General features: G+C 66.3%; 1 protein-coding gene. It reads right to left on the bottom strand.

Features of this window, described 5'->3' with window-relative positions; genetic code table 11:
* On the bottom strand, window positions 1-2644 hold a 2644-nt coding region (locus tag AACY42_RS28210; RefSeq protein ID WP_339483776.1), incomplete at both ends, for a condensation domain-containing protein.

Raw genomic sequence — 2644 nt, 5'->3', positions numbered from 1 at the left:
CGCAGGTCCAGCTCGGCGTAGCTCAGGCGCTGGCCTTCGAACACCAGTGCCGGGGCGTTGGGGCTCAGGGCTGCTTGTTGGCTCAGGGCGGTGTGTAGGTTGGTTGGGCCGCTGTAGTGGCGGTCGGTGGCGTTCCAGCGATCCAGTTGCTGTTGATCCTGCTGTTGCGGGAACAGTTCGACCAGGGGGCGCCCAGGGCTTGCCACCAGGGCGTCAAGCAGCGCGCACCACTGCGCGCTCCAGCGTTGCATCGTCGCTTCGTCGTACAAGGCCGATTGGTATTCCAGCGCCAGCGTCATGTCGCTGCCGTCGTCCTGGACTTCCCAGCTCTGTTCAAACTTGGCGTCGATCACCGGCAGCATCTGTTCTTCGACGTTCAATCCCGGCCATTGGCTGCTGTCGACGCGGCCATAGTTGAGGGAGAACAGCACTTGGAACAGCGGCGTACGGTTCAAGTCGCGGTTTTGTGCGATAGCGCCGACCAGAGTGGCGAAGGGCAGGTCAGCATGGGCTTGGGCTGCACGCAGGTCGGCCTCGACGCTGGCCAGCAGTTGCTCGGCCGGGGCCCGTTGGTCGACGTCGCTGCGGATCACCAGGGTGTTGACCAGGCAGGCCAGCAACGTCTGGGTTTGCCCATGGTCACGCTGGTCCGCCGGGGTGCCGAGAAGAATCTCCCGCTGACCGCTGTAGCGCGCCAGCAGCGCGCTCAGGGCCGTGGCCAGCACCACGTAGGTGGTCGTGCCGCGCTGACGGGCGAACTGCCGGATGGCTTGGGCGCGCTGGGTGCCGAGGGACACGTTCAGTTGTCGGGCGCGGCGGTCCGCTTCGGCGCCGCGTGGATGGTCGATGGGCAGGTCGAGTTGGTAGTCGTTCTGGCCCAGGTGGCTTTTCCAGTAGTCCAGGCTGTCGCTGCGCCGGGCCTGGGTGTCCGGGTGCTGTTGCCACAGGGCGAAATCGATGTAGTCGATTTCCAGCGGTGCCCAGGCGGGCGACTGCCCGTTCAGGCCGGCGGCGTAGGCCTGGGTCAGTTCGTTGATGAGCAACTGCATGGCCCAACCGTCGGTGGCGCTGTGGTGCAGGCACACCAGCAACAGGTGTTCGTCACTGCCCTGGCGTTGCAGCAGGTGCGCACGCCAAGGCGCAGCGGCGGCCAGGTCGAACGGTGTCATCAGTGCGTCCTGGGCGTTGGTGCAGGCCACAGACCAGTCCTGGGTCGCAACGCCAGTGACCGCGAGCGCCGGCCCGTGGTCGTCGATCAGCAATTGCGGCTCGCCGTCGACTTCGACGATACGGCTGCGCAGCACCAGGTGGCGCAGGCTGACCTGCGCAAAGGCCTCGCGCAAGACCTCGACCTGCAACTCGCCGCGCAAGGTCAGGGCGAATGGCATGTGGTACTCGCGGGACTCCGGCACCAGGCGGCTGAGCATCCAGAACCGGCGTTGAGCCAGGCCCAGGGGCAATAGCGCCGGGCGCGGTTGTGCGCTGATCGATTCGCCGGGCATGGCCGCGCGCAGATGCTCGGCCAGGGCCGCTACCGTCGGTTGGGCGAACACCAGCGGCAAGGGCAGGCAAACCCCGAGGCGCTCACGGACCCGGCTGACCAAGCGGGTGGCCAGCAAGGAGTGACCGCCGAGTTGGAAAAAGTTGTCCTCGATGCCGACCTCCGAACCACCCAGCACCTCGCTGAACAGTTCGCAGAGCACGGTTTCAGTGACATTGCGCGGCGCGGTGCGCGGCTGGTCGCTGTGGCTCTGTGGCAGCGGCGTGGTGGCCAATGCCTTGCGGTCGAGCTTGCCGTTGCTGTTGAGCGGCAGGTTATCGAGCTGCACCAAGAGGCTTGGTTGCATGTGCGCGGGCAGGCTGTCACTCAAGTCGGCACGCAGGGTCGTCTCATCGGCGTCACCGCACCAGAAACTCACCAGGCGCTGGTCCAGCAACAAGGTGGCGGCGTCGCGAACACCGGTCTGCGCCAGCAGCGCAGCGTCGATTTCCCCCAGCTCGATCCGCTGGCCGCGCAATTTCACCTGATGGTCGAGACGGCCCAGGTATTCGATGTTGCCATCGGCCTGGAAGCGGCAGAGGTCGCCGGTGCGGTACAGGCGGTCACCCTCGATGAATGGGCTGGCGAGGAAGCGTTCCTCGGTCAGGTCCGGGCGTTTCAGGTAACCCCGGGCGACGCCGGCGCCACCGATGTACAGTTCGCCGATGCTGCCAATCGGCAGCGGTTGCAGGGCCTCGTCGAGGATGTACAAGCGCAGGTTGGCGATGGGTTTGCCGATCGGCACGATCACATCGTCCGCCGAGCAACGCCAGACCGAGACGTCGATGGCCGCTTCGGTCGGGCCGTACAGGTTGACCAGCGCTGCCGGGTGTTGGCCCATGAAGCGCCGTACCAGGTCCACCGGCAGGGCTTCGCCACTGGCGAACACCTGACGCAGGCTGTGGCAGTTGACCAGGCTCGGCTCTTCGACAAACGCCCGCAGCATTGACGGCACGAAGTGCAAGGTGGTGACCCGCTCCTGCTGGATCAACTGGCTGAGGTAGGCCGGGTCGCGATGACCGTCGGGACGGGCGACCACCAGGGTCGCGCCGGTGATCAGCGGCCAGAAGAACTCCCACACCGACACGTCGAAGCTGTACGGGG

Origin of the sequence: Pseudomonas sp. RL_5y_Pfl2_73 (assembly GCF_963970515.1) — a bacterium.
Classification (GTDB): domain Bacteria; phylum Pseudomonadota; class Gammaproteobacteria; order Pseudomonadales; family Pseudomonadaceae; genus Aquipseudomonas.
Note: the sequence above shows the minus strand (reverse complement) of the source record. Positions and strands in the feature narration are given on the sequence as shown.